This is a genomic window from Bacteroides sp. MSK.20.12, assembly GCF_019052435.1.
Taxonomy (GTDB): domain Bacteria; phylum Bacteroidota; class Bacteroidia; order Bacteroidales; family Bacteroidaceae; genus Bacteroides; species Bacteroides xylanisolvens.
In genome coordinates this window covers 20133-38102 of record NZ_JAHQVH010000005.1, presented here as the reverse complement: position 1 = coordinate 38102, position 17970 = coordinate 20133, and the positions used below count along the sequence as shown (strand labels likewise).

At 39.3% G+C, this 17970-nt stretch carries 9 protein-coding genes; all 9 read left to right on the top strand.

The window, feature by feature from the left end; genetic code table 11:
• Positions 1–3 precede the first annotated feature (3 nt).
• The 9 genes from KTR06_RS04170 to KTR06_RS04130 all read left to right on the top strand — a co-directional run bounded on the left by KTR06_RS04170 (position 4) and on the right by KTR06_RS04130 (position 17937).
• Positions 4–2277 carry a GH92 family glycosyl hydrolase gene (locus tag KTR06_RS04170; protein ID WP_149951699.1) on the top strand — a complete coding sequence of 758 codons (2274 nt, stop codon included), beginning with the start codon at positions 4–6 and terminating at the stop codon, positions 2275–2277.
• Positions 2278–2578: 301 nt separating this feature from the next.
• Positions 2579–3466, top strand: a complete 888-nt coding sequence (locus tag KTR06_RS04165; protein WP_217289992.1) for a sugar phosphate isomerase/epimerase family protein — start codon at positions 2579–2581, stop codon at positions 3464–3466.
• Between the two features lie 249 nt (positions 3467–3715).
• Positions 3716–5140, top strand: coding sequence for a DUF4992 family lipoprotein (locus tag KTR06_RS04160; protein ID WP_217289991.1), 1425 nt, complete (start codon positions 3716–3718; stop codon positions 5138–5140).
• 29 nt (positions 5141–5169) lie between these two features.
• Positions 5170–8547 (top strand): TonB-dependent receptor, encoded by a 3378-nt coding sequence (locus KTR06_RS04155; RefSeq protein WP_215710172.1) that lies wholly within the window; start codon positions 5170–5172, stop codon positions 8545–8547.
• Between the two features lie 11 nt (positions 8548–8558).
• Positions 8559–10820 (top strand): RagB/SusD family nutrient uptake outer membrane protein, encoded by a 2262-nt coding sequence (locus tag KTR06_RS04150; RefSeq protein ID WP_217289990.1) that lies wholly within the window; start codon positions 8559–8561, stop codon positions 10818–10820.
• 225 nt (positions 10821–11045) lie between these two features.
• Positions 11046–12785, top strand: a complete 1740-nt coding sequence (locus KTR06_RS04145; RefSeq protein WP_032856169.1) for a thrombospondin type 3 repeat-containing protein — start codon at positions 11046–11048, stop codon at positions 12783–12785.
• Between the two features lie 2 nt (positions 12786–12787).
• Positions 12788–13456, top strand: a complete 669-nt coding sequence (locus KTR06_RS04140; protein WP_004300481.1) for a DUF3826 domain-containing protein — start codon at positions 12788–12790, stop codon at positions 13454–13456.
• A 205-nt stretch (positions 13457–13661) separates the two neighbouring features.
• Positions 13662–14585, top strand: coding sequence for a glycoside hydrolase family 43 protein (locus KTR06_RS04135; protein ID WP_215708235.1), 924 nt, complete (start codon positions 13662–13664; stop codon positions 14583–14585).
• A gap of 31 nt (positions 14586–14616) precedes the next feature.
• Complete coding sequence (locus KTR06_RS04130) at positions 14617–17937, top strand: glycosyl hydrolase family 65 protein (RefSeq protein ID WP_217289989.1); 3321 nt, start codon at positions 14617–14619, stop codon at positions 17935–17937.
• Positions 17938–17970: the final 33 nt, after the last annotated feature.

Below are 17970 nucleotides of genomic sequence, written 5' to 3'. Positions count from 1 at the left end.
GATATGAAACGTATTATATTAACTTACACACTTGCTTTTTCCCTTCTTTCCGCCTATGCGGGGGAAGGGGGGAGCCCTCCCCTTAAAAATACGGATAAAAGTCTTTTGATAGATTATGTGGATCCTTTTATCGGAACTACAAATTTCGGAACGACCAATCCGGGAGCGATTTGCCCCAATGGTATGATGTCTGTGGTTCCTTTCAATGTGATGGGATCTTCCGAAAACACATACGATAAAGATGCCCGATGGTGGTCTACGCCTTATGAATATACAAATTGTTTCTTTACCGGATATGCTCATGTGAATTTGAGTGGAGTCGGTTGTCCGGAATTAGGTTCTTTATTATTGATGCCTACTACCGGAGAACTGAATGTGGATTATAAAGAATATGGTAGTAAGTATAAGGATGAACAGGCCTCACCGGGCTATTATTCTAATTATCTGACTAAATATAATGTAAAAACAGAAGTTTCGGCTACTCCGCGTAGCGGTATTGCCCGGTTTACTTTCCCAAAAGGGAAAAGCCACATCCTGCTGAATCTGGGTGAGGGGTTAACGAATGAGAGTGGCGCTATGCTTCGTCGTGTAAGCGATAGCGAAGTGGAAGGAGTCAAACTACTTGGTACATTTTGTTATAATCCTCAAGCTGTATTCCCCATTTACTTTGTATTGCGGGTTAAGAAGAATCCTTCTGCAACAGGGTATTGGAAGAAACAACGTCCGATGATGGGGGTTGAGGCTGAATGGGATAAGGATCAGGGAAAGTATAAACTTTATACTCGCTACGGAAAAGAAATAGCAGGAGATGACATTGGTACTTATTTCTCCTTCGATACAGAAGAAGGTGAACAAGTAGAAGTACAAATGGGAGTTTCTTTTGTAAGCATAGAAAATGCCCGTTTGAATCTGGATCGTGAACAGGCTGGAAAGGATTTTGAGAAGATTCATGCGGAAGCACGTTCCAAATGGAATGATGACTTGTCACGCATAACAGTGGAAGGTGGTACAGATGCCCAAAAGACTGTGTTTTATACAGCGCTTTATCATTTGCTGATTCATCCTAATATTTTGCAGGATGTAAACGGAGAATATCCGGCAATGGAAAGTGATAAAATCCTGACAACCAAAGGTGATCGCTATACCGTATTTTCTCTTTGGGATACCTACCGCAATGTTCATCAATTGCTGACCTTGGTTTATCCGGAACGTCAGATGGAAATGGTGCGCACAATGCTTGATATGTATCGTGAACATGGATGGTTGCCTAAGTGGGAATTATATGGCAGAGAAACATTGACAATGGAAGGTGATCCGAGTATTCCGGTAATTGTAGATACCTGGATGAAAGGTTTGCGTGACTTTGATGTTGATTTGGCTTATGAGGCAATGTACAAATCTGCTACATTACCGGGGGCGGAAAACTTGATGCGTCCTGATAATGATGATTATATGTCTAAAGGATATGTACCCCTTCGTGAACAGTATGACAATTCCGTCTCTCATGCATTGGAATATTATATTGCCGATTTTGCATTGTCTCGTTTTGCAGCTGCTTTAGGTAAAAAGAAAGATGCAGAGATGTTCTATAAACGTTCTTTAGGATACAAACATTATTATAGTAAAGAATTTGGTACTTTCCGTCCGATTCTCCCCGATGGAACGTTTTATAGCCCGTTTAATCCGAGACAAGGAGAGAACTTTGAACCGAATCCCGGTTTCCATGAAGGTAGTTCCTGGAATTATACGTTCTATGTACCACATGATGTATATGGCTTGGCGAAATTAATGGGGGGAAAGAAACCTTTTATCGATAAACTACAAATGGTTTTTGACAAAGGACTTTACGACCCGGCAAATGAACCGGATATTGCTTATGCTCATTTATTCTCATACTTTAAAGGTGAAGAATGGCGTACGCAGAAAGAGACGCAGCGTTTATTAGATAAGTACTTTACAACAAAACCTGATGGTATTCCAGGAAATGATGATACGGGAACGATGTCTTCCTGGGCTATTTTCAATATGATCGGTTTTTATCCGGATTGTCCCGGACTGCCCGAATATACATTGACGACTCCGGTCTTTAATAAGGTAACGATCCGGTTAGATCCGAAATGGTATAAAGAAAACGAATTGGTGATTGAAACCAATCGTACTCAACCAGGAGTTTTATATATTGATAAGGTACTATTGAATGGCAAGAAGTTCAATAAATATCATATCACACATGATGAACTTGTTCACGGCAAATATTTAAAGTTTGATTTGAAATAACACACAGTGTTTCATAGGTATCGTTTTTGGGTTGACAGGGCTGTCGGACTTTTTATAGTCCGGCAGCCCATTTTTTTACATTTACTTCTGTTATTACTTCTTCGAAAATAGTGACGGTATATGCCCGGGATAGTGACGGTATCGGACCAAGATAGCGTCACTATTTGTCTTGGATACCGTCACTATCTTACTTTTATTAAATTATACTCCGTAGTATTTTTAGTTATTCTCTGTTTTATAGGTGATTACAAAAATCTATTCCATACGTCTACTATGTAAATCGTATGCAATAAAATAAAAAATGAGAAGAAATTTATTTAAACATATCCTTTGGATATTGATACTTGCAGAGTGTTTTCCTCTATTGGCAATTGCCGGATCGCAGCAAAAGGAACAACGTTATAAAATAGCCGTATGTGACTGGATGATTCTGAAACGTCAGAAAATCGGTTCATTCCAATTGGTACATGAATTGAATGGTGACGGTGTAGAATTGGATATGGGTGGCCTTGGCAAGAGGGAAATGTTTGATAATAAATTGCGCAAGCCCCATTTCCAGCAATTATTTCGTGAAACTGCTCAAAAATATCAATTAGAAGTTTCTTCTATTGCTATGTCCGGTTTCTATGGACAGTCTTTTCTGGAGCGGGCTAACTATAAAGATTTAGTTCAGGATTGCCTTTGTGCCATGAAAGTGATGAATGCCAAAGTAGCCTTTCTTCCTTTGGGAGGAATCAAAGCCGGATGGGAAAAGATTCCGGCACTACGGACAGAAGTTGTAAAACGCTTGAAGGAGATAGGAGATATGGCTGCTTCTGAAGGAGTGGTGATTGGTATTGAAACTCAATTGGATGCAAAAGGAGATGTGAAACTACTGAAAGAAATTAATTCTCCCGGAATCAAGATCTATTTTAAATTTCAAAATGCATTGGAGAATGGAAGGGATTTGTGCAAGGAGTTGAAGATTCTGGGGAAAAAGAGGATTTGCCAGATTCACTGTACGGACACAGATGGAGTGACTTTACCTTATAATGAACGATTGGACATGAATAAGGTGAAAAAGACACTGGATAAGATGGGATGGAGTGGATGGCTGGTGGTAGAACGTTCGCGTGACAAGGATGACGTGCGGAACGTGAAAAAGAATTATGGTACAAATATTAAGTATTTGAAAGAAGTGTTTCAATAGTAATTTTCGAGAGTCATAATCAAGTGGTGGTTTGTATCAAAATCCATGATTAATTACTCCTCAACCTATGATTGACTATGGTGGAATATATGATCGAATATTTTTTCTAAGATAAACCAAACGAAAAAATTAAGAACGTTTTTTTATTTAAGTGATTACATATTTTGTAGTCATACGTCTTTCCTAATGAAGTACATTTTAGGATTTAGATATATAATATATTATTTTTGTTTATTAAAAATTTAATCTATGAAGGGTAAATTAAAGTTTGAGAAACCAATTGTCGTAAGTGCGGTTTGCTTATCGATGATTCTTTCAGTTGGCTCTTGTGCAGGAGATGGTTTTGATGAAGAAACCTTTTCTGGAGGTGTGACGAATACCCAGTTGGAGTCACCGGACGCTTCCAAAGTGTCTTTTGAAAAACTTGCAGGAAAGCCTAGTGTGAAAGTTGAATGGCCGGTGATAATGGGCGCTGGTGGTTATTTGTTTTCTATGTATATTGTAGATGACCCTACAAATCCTGTAGCGGTAGTGAAAGACTCTATTATAGATGGTTGTTCGGTTGCTTGTACATATTTGGATGATACTAACTATAAGGTAGAAATTAAGACATTAGGCAATGATAAATATAATAATAAGGATGCCGCTTCTGTGTCTGAGGTAACTTGGTCAACATTAGTTCCAGCTACGCCTATTCCGGCTGGAACAGATTTAAATACTTATTTTGAGAATAATCCCATTACTTCCGGAAAAGATGTAGAAGTTGCGTACGAGCTAGAAGCTGGTGGTTCATATACTATTTCCGGTGATCTAAACTTGGGAGTTAACAACGTTCAATTGCGTGGAAATAAAGTGAATCATGCGAAAGTGACATTCACAGGCTCTGGTGCTATCGTTTCGAGTGGAGGTGGTATGGCATTGAAATTTATAGATTTCGATTGTGATGTGGTGTCAAAAGGTTCTTTTGTGAAGTTTGGAGATGTGCCGGAAGAAATAAAAGGTATGAATAGTTATGGGATAGTTACGAATCCGATGATTATTCAGTCGTGTGAGATTCGAAATGTACGTCATTATCTTGTTAATATTAATGGTAAGAAATATGCTATTCAAAATTTTATAGTTAGAGATTGTCTCATTAAATTTTATCAAGATGCTGAAATTTTTAATTTTAATAGCAATAGTTCTTTTGTAAAAGACTTTGAACTTAGTAGTTCTACTCTATATAATCTTTCAGAAGCTAGTAATGGACGTTTTATGCGTGTTGCTGGAGGAAAAGGTGCTGATGTCGGTTGGGCTGATTGCTCAATGAATTTTACGAGTAATACTTTTTATAATATATCTTGCGACCAGGAGGCGTTTAACTCTAATGTCTGGAATAGACAGAAGAATACTGTCAATTTGAGTAAGAATATATTCTACGATTCTTGTAAAGGTGAATTTAACCGTAGAATTGTCGGAGGACGTACTGATAATGCCAAAACATGTGACAATAATTGCTATTGGTATAAAGGTGGAAGTGGTCTTGAAAAAGAAGCTAATGGTAATTATGGTGATAAAAGTACCACAGCTTATGGTGTAGATCCTGGTTTCAAAGATCCTGTTAACGGAGATTTTACTGTTAGTAGCTCAGAAGTAATCAGTCATGGTAGCGGTGACCCGCGTTGGTTAAAATAAATAAGTAAAGAAACATTAATACAATAGAGATGATACATAAGAATACATTTAAACTATGTTTAGGTATACTTCTTTCGTTTATGATGTTATTGCCGACATTGGCGCAAAATAGCAAATCTTTTAAAGGAGTTGTGGTAGACGAAATTGGAGAACCTATTATCGGTGCTGCCGTAAAAGTTGTAGATACAACTATTGGAACTATTACTGACTTAAATGGAAATTTTACAATAAATGTTCCTGCTGGTAAATTGGTGGAAATATCATATATCGGATATGTTTCGCAAAGGATCTCAGATTTTAAATTGACTAAGGTCATATTAAAAGAGGATACACAACAGTTGGATGAGGTGGTAGTTGTAGGTTACGGAACACAAAAGAAGGCACATCTGACAGGTGCTATTGCTACTGTTCCGATGGACGATATACAAGATATTTCAAGTGGTAGTTTAGCTAATACGTTAAGCGGTCTTGTAAATGGAGTTTCCGTTAGTGGAGGTAACTCTCGTCCAGGGGAAAATGCTCGAATTACGATTCGTCAGAATGATGTATTGGCAAGTATGGGTAATAATAATTTAGAGCCTTTGTATGTGATTGATGGATATATATATCCAACGGAAGTTAAGGTTGGCTCTTCTATTGAAAACTTGGGAGCTACAGCTTTTAATAACTTAGATCCTTCTATGATTGAAAGCATTTCTGTTCTGAAAGATGCTGCTGCTGCTGTATATGGAGCACGTGCTGCAAATGGTGTTATTTTGGTTACAACCAAAAAAGGTAAGCTTGGTGCACCACAAATTTCGTATAGCGGAACTTTCGGTATTGCAGACGAAGTATCTCGTCCTAAAATGTTGAACGCCTATGAATATGGTAGATTGTGGAATGCAGTGCGGGCAGCAGACCCAACGGATACTTCTATTAATTTGCTGGAAGATTTGTTTCAAGCAGACGAATTGAATGCAATGAAGGGACTTAATTATGATTTGTTGGACAAATATTGGAAATCTGCATTGACACAGCAGCATAGTGTGAATTTAAGTGGTGCTACGGAAAAAGCTAATTATTTTGCTGGTATCTCATATTTTAATCAGGATGGAAATTTAGGTAACTTGGATTATGACAGATGGACTTACCGTGCAGGTGTAAATGTAAAAGTGAGTAAATGGTTGAGTGCAGGTTTGCAAGTCTCCGGTGATTATGGAAAGAAAAATACTCCTTTGAATAAAGTTGGAGGTTCTAAAACAGAAGATTACAATACATTGTTAACACACCCATATTATATTCCGGAAGAAATTAATGGTTTGCCGGTCGCAGCTTTTGGTATTAGTAATTCACAGGTTAGCAATGTACAGAAATATAACTTTTCGGCTATTCAAAATAATGGAGATTATAGTAGGAATATGACTTCTAATATGAACATTAATGCTCATTTGGAATATGATTTTGGATGGAGCAAATGGTTGAAGGGATTGAAAATGAGATTTACTTATTCAAAAAGTATCAATTCGGCTAAAACAAACCAATATGGTTCTTCATATGACCTTTATTATATGGCTGACCGTGCTGGTAGTGGAAAACATTTGTATACACCTATACCGGGACAGGAAGATGCTTATGATCTTTTGCTTGCTGCCAATAATTTCCTGTATGCCAATAATGGTAAACCGGTTGTGAATGGTGATACCTCTTTCTTAAGCAGAAACATGAATCGTACAGATAACTATCAGATGAATTTTACGGTATCTTACAATAGATCTTTTGGAGATCATATTTTGGGAGGGTTGTTCTCGATCGAACGTTCAGAGGCAGAAAGTGAGTATGTTGAGGGTAGTATAACTTATCCTTATGAATTTACTAATGGTCAATCTAATACAATGAGTGCGGATGGTAAAGGTAACACTTCATTCTCTCGTGCCGAATCTGGTACATTATCTTATATCGGTCGTATTAATTATGCATATGCAGATAAGTATTTGTTAGAGTTTTTGCTTCGGTCGGATGCTTCTACCAAATTTGCACCGGAAAATTACTGGGGTGTTTTTCCATCCGTGTCCGCAGGTTGGGTGATTTCTCAAGAAGAGTGGTTTAAGAAAAATGTAAAAAGGGTAGATTATCTAAAATTAAGAGCCTCCTTCGGTCTAACCGGTCGTGACAATACGCTTCCATGGCAGTGGGCACAAAATTATGCTATGGATAAAGATAAAGGATTTATTTTTGGTACAGGTACAGATGTGAATGCAGGTAGTCATATTACGATTAACAAAAATATATCTGCTGTTAATCGCGATGCACATTGGGATAAATCTTACAAAGCTAATTTTGGGTTAGATTTTAACATTTTAAATAATCGACTTGCTTTTACTATTGACGGTTACTATGATTGGAATCGTGAAATGTTACTTCCATACAAATCTTCTATACCTGGTACAGTTGGAACGCAGTCTGCGCATGTGAATTATGGAGAGATGGATGCTTATGGAGTAGAACTTTCAGTCACATGGAGAGATAAGATTGGAAAAGATTTTAAATATAAAATACAAGTAAATACCGGATATACGGATAATAAAATATTAGTAGCGGATTGGGATAATCCATTAACCTATAATAGCTTACGTAAGGGAGATCGGTCGGATATCGGCACATGGGGATTACAGTGTATAGGCATGTTCCGTAGTTATCAAGATATTGATGAATATTTTGAAAAATATAACATTACAAAATATATGGATATGACCAAAGAACAGGTCAGACCGGGTATGTTGATTTATAAAGATGTACGAGGAGAATTGCAACCTGATGGAACGTATGCAGGGCCTGACGGTGTGGTAGACAAAGAAAATGATCAAGTACGAATGGCTAACCGTAATAATCCATACGGATTTACCACTAATTTGAGTGCTGAATATAAAGGATTTTCTATTAGCGCACAATTGAATGCAAGTTGGGGAGGATATAGCTTTGTACCAACAAGCGCGATTAAGTTAGGCAACAAAGGCGATGGAGCCAACAGTTACCAAGATTTAGAATATGCCAATATGCCTTCATTCTGGAATGTAGACAATATGTATGTTTATCATGATGTGTTGGATGCTGGAGGAAATGTTGTAGTAAAAGCTAATCATGATGCTAGGTATCCTAGTTTGAGATATGCTTCCGTAAACAGTGTTGAATCAACATTTTGGAGAGTTAGTGGTACACGTATTCAATTGAATCGTTTGACGTTGGCATATAAAATTCCATCTAAGTATACTAAAATGATAGGCATTGAGAGTTGTCGTTTTAATGTGACAGGACAAAATTTATTGAGTTTCTACAATCCATATCCAGACAATTTCATGGATCCGATGATTTCTTACGGTACATATCCTACATTGCGTAAGTTTACGATTGGTGTGAATGTAACATTCTAAAAGAAAAAACAATGAAAAGAAAATATATACTTATTCTAAGTGTTGCTCTTATGGCAACATCCTTACTAGAATCGTGTAGCGATGAGTTCCTACAAGATAAGAAGAATTATGACTATGCCAGCCCGCAAGATGCCTATAATAACTATAGTGGAGCTTTGGCCCGTGTGAATGATATTTATAAGTTTGTAATGCCCGATGTAAAGGGAGCACCTAGTTTCCAGTATAACAGTACCGGAGATTCAGATGCTCAGTCTCAGTCGACGGAAGAGTATAGCGGTTTTGGAACGTTTGTTGATCCGCGTGCGCCATTGACTTATCAAGCGGGTAATAATCCTGTACCAGACTATTTTCATGGTTCAAGTGGAAATATCCAGACAATGACATATGGTATTATCCGGAACTGTAATGATGCGATAGAAGGAATTGAAGGAGGTACACTATCACAAGAACAGAAAAATGAATTGTTAGGGCAGCTATATTTTTTGCGTGCATGGCGTTATTATAATCTACTTAAATGGTATGGTGGTGTACCTATTGTGGATAAAGTGCAGGAAGTGGTAGCAGAATCAGTAACTCCTCGTTCTACAACTAAAGCGTGTATTGATTTTATTTGCAATGATTTAAAAAACTCATCTGAATTGTTAGCTCCTTTCACGCAAAACGGAGGATGGACCGGTAAGGATTTGGGACGTGTAACTTCCGGTACAGCTGAAGCGTTACTTGGACGTGTTCGTCTGCTTTATGCTAGTCCGCTTTTCAATCGTTCTAATGATGTGAGTCGCTGGCAGCAAGCTTATGATGATATTAAAGCGTCTTTAGCAGTGTTGGCAGCTTGTGGAAACGGATTACAAAATTTCGAAACACCAGGGAAGAATGCTGCTGGATGGGCAAAGCTTTTTTCAGAAGTTGATAACAACCGGGAAGCTGTCATGATAACTCTTTATAATACAACCGCTTCAACTAGTGCAGCGGATTACAGTAAGAACAATCCTTGGGAACGCGGTATTCGTCCGAAAAACACTTTGGGAAATGGAGGGAAAACGCCGTCAGGAATGATGGTAGATTTGTTTCCGATGGCAGATGGTAAACGCCCTGCAACATACGGAAGCTATACAAAATTGGAAACCTCTGAATATACATATGATACTAATCCGGAGTCTCCGGCATGTACTCCTGTTTTTATGAATCGTGATCCCCGTTTTTATCGCACATTCGCTTTCCCTGGTGTACGTTGGCATTTTAAGGGAGATCCGAGAAATGATAAAAATAACAATCCGTATGAAGGTTCGTCTTATGAATTGTGGAATTATGTATGGTATACTTCTGAGAAAGACAGAGATGATATCGAAAGTGGAAACACCTATGGAGCGGATAATTTGTTGGATAATGTGAAAGGGCTTTATATACGTAAACGCTCAGATGATCTTCAGATTAATTCAAATCCAAGGTATCAATATTCACAGGAGAATGGATTTACATATAATGCAAACCCGTATATTGAAATCCGCTATGCGGAAGTTTTGCTCAACTATGCTGAAGCAGCTTGTGGATTGGCATATGCTAAAGGTGGAGACAATGCTTTATTGAAAGAAGCGGTAGACCAGTTAAAGCAGATTCGCCAACGTGTAGGATATACAGGGGATTGCGGTTTGCAAGCTAGTCTTGAGAGTGATCCTGCTGCATGTATGTCAGCCATATTATATGAACGCCAGATTGAACTGGCTTATGAAGGTAAACGTTTTGACGATTGTCGTCGTTGGCTGTTATATGATGGCGATGGAATGGGAGGCGGACTTTACACTGATGATTTACCTGCTTCATGGAAGCTGACAGGTTGGAATGGAAATACATGCAATTGGTTGGGGGTTGTTCCACTTAACGGACAACGACGTGACAATATCGAATATCGTGTAAGAAACGATTATAATAATGGCTTGGGAGGTAATTCATGGCCGGTGGGAGATGCAAGTAAGAATCCAGATCCATTGAAGGACGTAAAACGTCCGAAAGCTTTAGACCTGAACGAAGATATTTCTACATCGCAGGAAACATTGAAAGAGTTTTATGATACATATTTGATTCGTAAGAAAAAGAAAGGTGATTCTTATGATTCCAATAAAGGTGAATATAAAATAACTTTCTACCCTAGATATTATTTTCTTGGTTTGAACCAAGGTGCTCAAGGCGCAAATTCGGCAGTACAGCAAACAATTGGTTGGGGAGATTACAACAATGGTGGTGCAAATGGAACATTTGATCCATTGGCAGAATAACGAAAATATTTGAAACAGTAAGTTAAGTGGGTGTGTCGGAAGTTTATTATACTTTCCGGTACACTCACAATTTTTTGTATAGTATATATTTCTATTCCTCTATAGGTGTAGAAGCTAGCATATGATGCGGATATTAAAAAATGTATGTTTACTGATTACAAATCTTTTCTTCTTTCGTCTTATTATTGTATTTTTGAATTAACAACTTCACAAAACCAAATAAAAATGAAGAAGAAACAGGTACTTTTAGCAGTTTTTGCTGCAACAATGTTGACTCCGACCGTTGCATGGGCGCAATACCCACAAATATCTGGCGAAGCCAAAGAAAATTATACAAAAATGATGACTGAAGAGCGGAAACGCTCTGATGAAGCATGGGCAAAAGCGTTGCCGATAGTACAAAAAGAAGCTAGAGAAGGACGTCCATATATTCCTTGGGCTGGTCGTCCGTACGATTTGCCGCAGGCTGATATCCCTTCATTCCCAGGTGCTGAAGGTGGTGGTATGTACAGTTTCGGTGGTCGTGGAGGTAAAGTGATAACTGTCACAAATCTGAATGATCGTGGACCGGGTTCTTTCCGTGAAGCATGTGAAACTGGTGGTGCACGTATTATTGTTTTTAATGTTGCTGGTATCATCCGTCTGGAATCTCCGATTATCGTCCGTGCTCCTTACGTAACTATTGCCGGACAAACAGCTCCGGGAGACGGTGTTTGTATTGCTGGAGAATCATTTTGGGTAGATACACATGATGTGGTGGTACGTCACATGCGTTTCCGTCGTGGAGAAACGAAAGTATGGCATCGTGATGATTCTTTCGGAGGTAACCCTGTTGGTAATATAATGATCGACCACTGCTCCTGTACGTGGGGATTGGATGAAAACATTTCTTTCTATCGCCACATGTACGACCCGAGTGAAGGACAATATGAAAGCAAAGACTTGAAACTTCCTACTGTAAACGTAACTATTCAAAATACTATCTCGGCAAAAGCGTTGGATACATACAATCATGCGTTTGGTAGCACGTTAGGTGGTGAGAACTGTGCATTTGCCCGTAACCTCTGGGCTAGTAACTCCGGACGTAATCCTTCTATCGGTTGGAATGGCATATTCAATTTCGTTAATAATGTAGTATTCAATTGGGTGCACCGTTCTTCTGATGGTGGTGATTATACCGCTATGTTCAATATGATTAACAACTACTACAAACCGGGACCTGCTACTCCTAAGGATTCCAATGTAGGACATCGTATCTTGAAACCGGAAGCAGGACGTAGTAAGCTGGATCATAAAGAATATGGGCGAGTATATGCCGACGGAAATATAATGGAAGGCTATCCTGAAATAACTAAAGACAACTGGAATGGCGGTATTCAGATTGAAACTCAACCGAACACTGACGGATATACTGAATACATGCGTAGCTATAAGCCGTTCGAGATGCCGTATATCAATATCATGGGGGCTAAAGATGCTTATGACTATGTATTGAAACATGTAGGTGCGAATATTCCTTGTCGTGATATTGTTGACAAACGTGTGATTGAAGAAGTAAGAACAGGTATTCCTTATTATGAAAAGAAACTTCCTAAAGACGCTTATGGTGACTTGACAGGTTTGTCTCCTAAGTCAATGGGGGAAGACGGACAGTTCAAGTATCGTCGTTTGCCGAAAGATTCTTATAAGCAGGGTATTATTACTGATGTTCGCCAGATGGGTGGTTATCCTGAATACAAAGGTACTCCTTATGTTGATACAGACAAAGATGGTATGCCGGACGAATGGGAAATTGCTAACGGATTAAATCCGAACGATCCGAGTGATGCCAATAAAGACTGTACTGGTGACGGATATACGAATATTGAAAAATATATCAACGGTATCAGCACAAAGCATAAAGTAGATTGGAGAGATATGAAGAACAACTACGATACATTGGCTGAAAAAGGAAAATTAATGTAATTATGAAAAAGATACTGATACTATCATTGCTTTTTATTTCCGGTTGGATGTCTGCGCAAGCAGTCGACTTAAATAAAGAGAACCGTGATCCTGAATATGTAAAGTCTATTGTCGGCCGATCACAAAAGATCGTTGATAAACTCGGACTTACAGATGCGAAAATAGCCGAAGATGTTCGCAATGTCATAGCCAATCGTTACTTCGAATTAAATGATATTTATGAGGTGCGGGATGCGAAAGTCAAGAAAGTAAAAGAATCCGGGTTGACTGGTGAGGCTAAAAATGAAGCTTTGAAAGCTGCGGAAAATGAAAAAGATGCGGCGCTATATCGTTCACATTTCGCTTTTCCTGCCAATTTATCTCTCTTTCTTGATGAAAAGCAAATAGAAGCTGTTAAAGATGGCATGACTTATGGAGTAGTAAAAGTGACTTATGACTCACATCTAGACATGATTCCTACTTTGAAAGAAGAAGAAAAAGCTCAAATCTATGCTTGGTTGATAGAGGCCCGTGAATTTGCGTTGGATGCAGAAAATTCGAATAAGAAACACGCTGCTTTCGGAAAATACAAAGGACGTATCAACAACTATCTGGCTAAACGTGGATATGACCTGAAGAAAGAACGAGAGGAATGGTATAAACGTATAAAAGCCCGTGGAGGTTCTATATAATTAAAAAATAAGATACTATAAAAAGAAGTGAAATTCTTTCCCATTGTAAATGGTTAGTTTGTTTGATGGTGGAAAGGGTGGCTCGGAGAGTCGCCCTTTTATCGTATATAAATTTTGAATCTATTGATTCTTCTAGTATATTTGAGTACAAATGACACTTTCTATCGTCTCCTCTGTATAAAAGATACAAATATAGAATATAGAAATGAAAAAGTTAAGAAATACATTAGTCGCAATAAGTCTTTTGTTTCTGGCTTCTTGTGGGGGGAACAAAGACTACTACATGTTCACTTCATTTCATGAACCGGCTGATGAGGGGTTGAGATACTTATATAGTGAGGACGGAATTCACTGGGACAGTATTCCGGGAGTTTGGCTAAAGCCGGAACTGGGACAGCACCAGCTCATGCGGGATCCCTCGATGGTACGTACTCCGGATGGAACCTACCATTTGGTCTGGACTACAAGTTGGAAAGGTGATTTAGGATTTGGCTACGCACATTCCAAAGATCTGATCCATTGGTCGGAACAACAGATGATTCCTGTAATGGCAGACGAACCGACTACTATTAATGTATGGGCTCCGGAAATTTTCTATGACGACGAGAACGATCAGTTTATGGTCGTATGGGCTTCCTGTGTTCCCGGGCGTTTCGAAAAGGGGATAGAAGAAGAGAATAATAATCATCGTTTATACTATATCACTACAAAAGATTTTAAAACCGTCTCGAAAGCAAAACTTTTGTATGATCCGGGATTCAGTACCATTGATGCCGTTATCGTGAAACGGGCAAAGAATGACTATGTAATGGTACTCAAGGATAACACCCGACCGGAACGTAATCTGAAAATCGCTTTTTCCGATTCTATGACCGGTCCTTATTCGCCCGCATCCCAACCTTTCACTGAATCCTTTGTAGAAGGACCGTCTGTAGAGAAAGTGGGAGACGATTATCTAATCTATTTTGATGTATATAAGAAAAAAATATATGGCGCTATGCGTACGAAGGATTTCCGGAACTTTACAGATGTAACAGAAGAGGTAAGCATCCCTGTAGGGCATAAGCATGGAACCATATTTACGGCTCCGGAATCAGTCGTAAAAGCATTGCTGGAAGAAAAGAAATAAACCCGGAAACAATTTTAAATCAGAATAAATCATGAACAACTCTGCTAAAATTCTTTTTGTACTGGCTGCCGGTTGGTTGACTACTACAGCCTTTGCACAAGATAGAATTCATTATACAGGAAAAGAATTATCGAACCCTGCTTGTCACGACGGACAACTGTCTCCGGTAGTCGGAGTACATAACATTCAGTTGGTGCGTGCCAATCGTGAACATCCCGATGCTTCGAACGGCAATGGATGGACGTATAATCATCAGCCGATGCTGGCTTATTGGAATGGACAGTTTTTCTATCAATACCTGGCAGATCCTTCTGACGAACACGTACCGCCTTCACAGACTTTTCTGATGACATCGAAGGATGGATATCGCTGGACAAATCCGGAAATTGTGTTTCCTCCTTATCAAGTTCCCGATGGATACACCAAAGAGTCTCGTCCGGGTGTGCAGGCCAAAGATCTGATTGCCATTATGCACCAGCGTGTCGGATTCTATGTTTCTAAATCCGGCAAGCTGATTACAATGGGAAATTACGGAGTTGCTTTGGATAAAAAAGATGATCCCAATGATGGAAACGGTATTGGCCGGGTGGTTCGTGAAATAAAGAAAGACGGTTCTTACGGACCGATCTATTTCATTTATTATAATCATGGATTTAATGAAAAGAATACTGATTATCCGTATTTTAAGAAAAGCAAGGATCGTGAGTTTGTGAAGGCTTGCCAGGAAATTCTCGACAATCCGCTGTATATGATGCAGTGGGTGGAAGAAGCCGACCGTGAAGATCCTATTCTCCCGCTGAAGAAAGGATACAAAGCATTCAATTGTTATACATTGCCGGATGGACGTATTGCCAGTCTTTGGAAACATGCGCTTACCTCTATCAGTGAGGATGGCGGACATACTTGGGCAGAGCCTGTGCTTCGTGCAAAAGGTTTCGTCAATAGCAACGCGAAAATTTGGGGGCAGCGTTTAAGTGATGGTACATATGCTACTGTATATAATCCGTCGGAATTTCGTTGGCCGCTGGCTATATCTTTGAGTAAAGATGGATTGGAATATACAACATTGAATCTGGTGCATGGTGAAATCACTCCCATGCGTTATGGAGGAAATTATAAATCATACGGTCCTCAATATCCGCGTGGTATTCAGGAAGGTAATGGAGTACCTGCCGATGGTGATTTGTGGGTTTCTTACAGTGTGAACAAGGAAGATATGTGGATTTCCCGTATTCCTGTCCCGGTGGAAATAAATGCTTCAGCACATGCGGATGATGATTTCTCTAAAAATAAATCAATTGCGGAACTGACTGACTGGAATATTTATTCTCCGGTTTGGGCCCCTGTTTCTTTGGAGGATCAATGGTTGAAGTTGCAGGATAAAGATCCGTTTGATTATGCCAAAGTGGAACGTAAAATTCCGGCCTCTAAAGAACTGAAAGTATCATTTGATTTGAAAGCCGGCCAGAATAATAAAGGTACACTCCAGATTGAATTTCTGGATGAGAATGGCATAGCCTGTTCCCGTATGGAACTTACTGATGATGGCATTTTCCGATTGAAAGGCGGCTCCCGGTTTGCAAATATGATGAAATATGAAGCAGGAAAGGTTTATCATGTAGAAGCAGTCCTTTCTACTGTTGATCGTAATATTCAAGTATATGTAGATGGCAAGAGAGTAGGGTTGCGTATGTTCTATGCGCCCGTGGCTGCTGTGGAGCGAATCGTATTCCGTACTGGCGTACCTCGTACATTCCCGACTGTAGATACTCCTGCCGACCAGACTTATGATTTGCCGAATGCAGGTGCACAAGATCCATTGGCTGAATATGGCATTGCCAATGTAAAAACATCTTCTACAGATAAGGATGCGTCTTCTGCTTTTTTAAAGTATGCTGACTTCAGTCATTATGCAGACTATTTCAACGGTATGGAAGACGAAAATATTGTTCAGGCAATTCCCAATGAAAAGGCTTCAGAATGGATGGAGGAAAATATTCCTTTGTTCGAGTGTCCGCAACATAACTTTGAAGAAATGTATTATTATCGTTGGTGGTCATTGCGTAAGCATATCAAAGAGACTCCTGTTGGCTATAGCATGACCGAGTTTCTCGTTCAGCGTTCTTATTCAGATAAATATAATTTGATTGCTTGTGCAATTGGACATCATATTTATGAAAGCCGTTGGTTGCGTGATCCGAAATATTTGGATCAGATTATTCATACATGGTATCGTGGCAATGATGGCGGTCCGATGAAGAAAATGGATAAGTTTAGCTCATGGAATGCAGATGCTGTTTTGGCTCGTTACATGGTAGATGGTGATAAGGACTATCTGCTGGATATGAAGAAAGATCTGGAAACCGAATACCAGCGTTGGGAACGTACGAACCGTTTGAAGAACGGATTGTATTGGCAGGGTGACGTACAGGATGGTATGGAAGAATCAATCAGTGGCGGACGGAGGAAGAAATATGCCCGGCCGACAATCAATAGCTATATGTATGGCAATGCCAAAGCACTTTCATGTATAGGAATTCTTTCCGGTGATGAGGGGATGGCTATGAAATATGGCATGAGAGCGGATACTTTGAAAAATCTGGTAGAAAATGAATTGTGGAATACACGTCATCAGTTTTTTGAAACGATGCGTACGGACTCTTCTGCAAATGTGCGTGAAGCAATCGGATATATTCCCTGGTATTTCAACCTGCCGGATACCACCCAAAAGTATGAAATTGCCTGGAAAGAAATTATGGATGAAAAAGGCTTTTCTGCTCCTTATGGACTGACAACCGCAGAACGTCGTCATCCGGAATTTCGTACACGTGGAGTAGGCAAGTGTGAGTGGGACGGTGCTATCTGGCCGTTTGCTTCCGCACAGACATTGACAGCAATGGCTAACTTTATGAATAATTATCCGCAGACTGTATTGTCTGACAGTGTATATTTCCGTCAGATGGAATTGTATGTGGAATCACAGTATCATCGTGGTCGTCCCTATATTGGTGAATATTTGGATGAGGTGACCGGTTATTGGCTGAAAGGAGATCAGGAACGTAGCCGTTATTATAATCATTCCACTTTCAACGACCTGATAATTACAGGGCTGATCGGGCTTCGTCCACGTTTGGATAATACGATTGAAGTGAACCCCTTAATTCCTGCCGACAAGTGGGATTGGTTCTGCTTGGATAATGTATTATATCATGGTCATAATCTGACGATTCTTTGGGATAAGAATGGTGATCGCTATCATTGCGGAAAAGGATTGCGCATTTTTGTAGATGGTAAGGAAGTAGGGCAGGCGAATACATTGACAAAAATCGTTTGTGAAAATGCACTTAAATGATAATTTTGCGGAGTGCCCTGAAAGGGCTTAATT